We start from the raw sequence: 3,085 nt of genomic DNA on the forward strand, positions 1-3,085 counted from the left end.
GCGGTGAGCCTCAAGGCGCCGTACTTCCGCACCGCCCTCCCGCACGTCGTGGAACTGCGGCCCGGGCGGTGCGTGGTGCGCGGCCCCGGCTGGTGGGGCAATCGCAATCACATCGGCACGTTCCACGTGATAGCCGCCTGCAACCTCGCCGAGATGGCGATGGGCATGCTCGCGGAGGCCTCCGTCCCGCCCACCCACCGCTGGATCCCCGTGGGGATGTCCGTGCGGTACCCGGCCAGGTCGACCGGCGGGATGACGGTGACGGCCCAGTGGGACGAACTGCCCGACTTCGCCGCGATCACCTCCGGCCAGGACGTCGAGGTGCCCCTGACCTTCGTCGACGACGCCGGGGTGGAGCCGGTCGTGGGGACCATCACCATCCGGGTCTCGCCCGCGAAGAGGGCCTGAGCGCCGGCGGCCGGATCACGACTTTCCGTTGCGGAAAGTCCCGCGACCCCTTACCCTTTCCGGCATGGAAAGCTTCAGCGGCCAGGCGTCCGACTACGACCCCCGGGACGCGCTCGCCGACGTCGCGGCCTCACGCGAGTCCGTCGCGGACCGATTGATCACCCCGTGGTGGTACCACCCGATCCTCGGCGCGATCATGGCCGCGATCGTGGCCGCCAACGCGCTGGCCCTGCCGAACGGGGCCGTGATCGTGGTGACGCTGCTGGGCGCCACCGGCCTGGGGGCGCTCGTCGGCGCCTACCGCCGGGCCACCGGCCTGTGGGTCGACCTGCGCTCCGCGGGACCCGCCTCGCGGCGGTGGTGGATCCTCTACGCGGTGGTCCTGGGCGCGACGATGGGGGCGGCCCTCCTCGCGACGGTCGCGGACGTGTCCTACCCGGCGTGGTTCGCGGTGACGCTGGCGGCGGTCACCCTCGTCGCCACCGTCGTGCTGGGGCGGCGGGTCGACGCGGCGCTGCGCGACGAGATCCGCTCCGGCACCGCCCCGCTCCCCGGACCGGCGCGGTGAGCGGGCGCCGACCGACCCCGCGCTTCGACGAGGTCATCCACGCCCCGCACCGGCTCCGGATCTGCGCCCTGCTCGCCCCCGTCGACTCCATGGAGTTCGGCGCGGTCCGCGACGAGCTGGGAGTGGCCGACTCGGTCCTGTCCAAGCAGTTCAAGGTGCTCGTGGATGCCGGCTTCGCAGGAACGTCCAAGGCACCCGGACACACCGGTCGGGCCCGGACCTGGCTGTCCCTCACCGGCGAGGGGCGGCGCGCCTTTGCCGCGCACCTCGAGGCCCTGCGCGAGCTCGCGGCGGCGGCGGAGGGCGCGGCCGGGGACGGTGCCGCGTCGGCGCGGCCCTAGTCGCGGGTGCGGGCGTCGAACGCCTTGACCGCGATCGGGGCGATGATCACGGTGAGCCCCACGATCCACAGCAGCGACGCCGCCACCGGGTGCTGCAGCGGCAGCGCGGCGTCGGGGCCGACGGCGGGGGCGTTGCCCCAGAGCTGGCGCATGGCCTGCACCACCGAGGAGAGCGGATTCCACTCGGCGATCGTCCGCAGCCACGTGGGCATCGACTCCGGCGGGGCGAAGGTGTTGGCGACGAACGTGATGGGGAACGTCGTGGTGAACATGACGCCGTTGACCGCCTCGATGGTCTTCAGCCGCGACCCCACGACGATGCCGATCCAGATCATGACGAACCCGAAGCCCAGCAGGATGAGGTACCCGAGCAGGGCGTCGACGATCCCGCTGCGGATCCGCCACCCCACCATCAGTCCCGTGAGCGACATGACCACCACACCGATCGACGAGTGGATGAGGCTGGAGGCGCTGCGGGCGACGAGGATCGACGCGCGCTGGATGGGCAGCGTCCGGAAGCGGTCGATGATCCCCTTGTTGAGGTCGTTGCACAGCCCGGAGGCCACGACGAACGAGGAGAACGCCATGGTCTGCGCCATGATCCCCGGCAGCAGCCACTCGCGGTAGTTCCCGCCGGCGACCGCGATGGCGCCGCCGAAGACAAAGGCGAAGAGCAGGACGAACATCACCGGCTGGATGGTGACGTCGGCGAGGTTCTCCGGCTGGCGCCGGATGTGGAGGAGGTTGCGGCGGACCAGCGCGGAGATCTGACGGGCGAGCGACGGCCCGTCGGGCCGGACGGGGACGGTGAAGTGCCCGCTGGTGGTGGCCGCGGGGGCGGGATCGGCGGCGGTGCTCATGACCGGTGCTCCTCGTGGGTCGGGAGGTTCTGCGAGTCCTCGGCCTTGCGGCCGGTGAGGGAGAGGAAGACGTCGTCCAGGCTGGGACGCTGGAGGCCGATGTCGTCCAGCTCGATCCCGGCCTCGGTGAAGGCGGCGGCGATCTCGCCCAGGGCCGACACCCCCTCCGAGGGCGCGGTGAGGCGTCGGGAGTCCCGGTCCACGTGCAGCTCGGCGATCCGGCCGGACAGGACGCGCGCGGCCTCGTCGACGTCCTCGGGACGGGAGACGGTGATGACCAGGCTCGCCGCCCCGGAACGGTCCTTGAGCTGCAGCGGGGTGCCCTCGGCGATCACGCGGCCGTGATCGATCACGATCACGCGGTCGGCCAGCTGGTCGGCCTCGTCGAGGTACTGGGTGGTGAGCAGCAGCGTCGTCCCGTCGCGGACCAGGTCGCGCAGCACCTCCCACAGCTCGTTGCGCGAGCGCGGGTCCAGCCCGGTCGTGGGCTCGTCGAGGAACAGCACCGGGGGCGCCGCGACGAGACTGGCGGCCAGGTCGAGCCGACGCCGCATGCCGCCGGAGTAGCTCTTGGCCACCTTGGTGGCCGCGTCGGCGAGCGAGAACCTCTCCAGCAACTCGTCGGCCCGCGACCGCACCCTCTTCTTGGGCAACCCGTAGAGGTCCCCGATCAGGCGGAGGTTCTCCCGGCCCGTGAGGAGCTCGTCCACCGTCGCGGACTGGGCCGTCATGCCCATGGCCTTGCGCACCTCGGCTGGTTCCCGCGCCACGTCGTGCCCCGCGACCCTGGCGGTGCCGGAGGTCGGCGGGCTCAGCGTGGTCATCATCCGGATGGTGGTGGTCTTGCCCGACCCGTTGGGGCCGAGCAGCCCCAGCACCGAGCCGGCGGGCACGGAGAAGGAGATGTC

At 72.2% G+C, this 3,085-nt stretch carries 5 protein-coding genes; 3 read left to right on the top strand and 2 right to left on the bottom strand.

Annotated elements, in window-relative coordinates:
* From B4M60_RS11220 to B4M60_RS11230, 3 genes are all read left to right on the top strand, one after another.
* Positions 1–408 (top strand): hotdog fold domain-containing protein (locus tag B4M60_RS11220; protein WP_291083750.1); only part of this gene is annotated, 408 nt, incomplete at its 5' end.
* Between the two features lie 64 nt (positions 409–472).
* Positions 473–976 (top strand): hypothetical protein, encoded by a 504-nt coding sequence (locus B4M60_RS11225; RefSeq protein WP_291083753.1) that lies wholly within the window; start codon positions 473–475, stop codon positions 974–976.
* Positions 973–1,317: a transcriptional regulator gene (locus B4M60_RS11230; protein ID WP_291083755.1), complete on the top strand. Its 345-nt coding sequence runs from the start codon at positions 973–975 to the stop codon at positions 1,315–1,317. The genes B4M60_RS11225 and B4M60_RS11230 overlap by 4 nt, the downstream gene beginning before the upstream one ends.
* On the opposite strand, the gene B4M60_RS11235 is transcribed toward B4M60_RS11230, so the two are convergent.
* Both B4M60_RS11235 and B4M60_RS11240 read right to left on the bottom strand, forming a co-directional pair.
* Complete coding sequence (locus B4M60_RS11235) at positions 1,314–2,177, bottom strand: ABC transporter permease (protein WP_291083758.1); 864 nt, start codon at positions 2,175–2,177, stop codon at positions 1,314–1,316. The two genes, B4M60_RS11230 and B4M60_RS11235, sit on opposite strands and share 4 nt — an antisense overlap.
* Positions 2,174–3,085, bottom strand: a 912-nt coding sequence (locus B4M60_RS11240) for an ATP-binding cassette domain-containing protein (RefSeq protein WP_291083762.1), incomplete at its 5' end; no start/stop codon positions are given. The genes B4M60_RS11235 and B4M60_RS11240, both read right to left, overlap by 4 nt.

The sequence above is a fragment of the Dietzia sp. UBA5065 genome (assembly GCA_002415925.1).
Taxonomy (GTDB): domain Bacteria; phylum Actinomycetota; class Actinomycetes; order Mycobacteriales; family Mycobacteriaceae; genus Dietzia.

Bases quoted from the DNA above. Each gene is read 5' to 3' on its own strand.
- B4M60_RS11225 (WP_291083753.1), top strand. From the start codon at position 473: ATGGAAAGCTTCAGCGGCCAGGCGTCCGACTACGACCCCCGGGACGCG.
- B4M60_RS11235 (WP_291083758.1), bottom strand. From the start codon at position 2,177: ATGAGCACCGCCGCCGATCCCGCCCCCGCGGCCACCACCAGCGGGCAC.